The organism is Mesorhizobium sp. M1A.F.Ca.ET.072.01.1.1 (assembly GCF_004023325.1).
Lineage (GTDB): Bacteria > Pseudomonadota > Alphaproteobacteria > Rhizobiales > Rhizobiaceae > Mesorhizobium.
The window spans coordinates 1-387 of sequence record NZ_RZSF01000805.1; the positions used below are offsets into that span (position 1 = coordinate 1).

Sequence of the window (387 nt, forward strand, 5' to 3'; positions counted from 1 at the left end):
GCCATCATATGGCATTGCTCGATCTCGGGGACTGCCTGCACGGATCGATTGAAGGCGTCGAGCGCGGCCGAGCGGGTGTCCGACAATTTCACCTGGACGAACGCGACGTGGCCTTCTCCCATGCGCTCGCGATCGATGATCGCCTGGTAACCCCTGATGTAACCGTCCTTCTCCAGGCGCTTGACGCGCGCCTGTACCGGCGTCTTCGACAGGCCGACCTTGCCGGCCAGCTCAGACATGGAAAGCCGCCCGTCGCGCGCCAGCGCCGACAGGATGTTGCGGTCAATGCGGTCCAATTGGTCTTCTGTCATCGAATTGGCAATCGAATTGGCAAGAATACTGGGCAAATCATAGTCCAATCGAACCGGAATGTCGATTTCTTTGGAC

The 387-nt window shown here is 58.9% G+C and carries 1 protein-coding gene; it reads right to left on the minus strand.

What is annotated here, in order from left to right:
- On the minus strand, positions 1-311 hold a 311-nt coding region (locus tag EOA32_RS38130; RefSeq protein WP_145971551.1), incomplete at its 3' end, for an Lrp/AsnC family transcriptional regulator.
- Positions 312-387 lie beyond the last annotated feature (76 nt).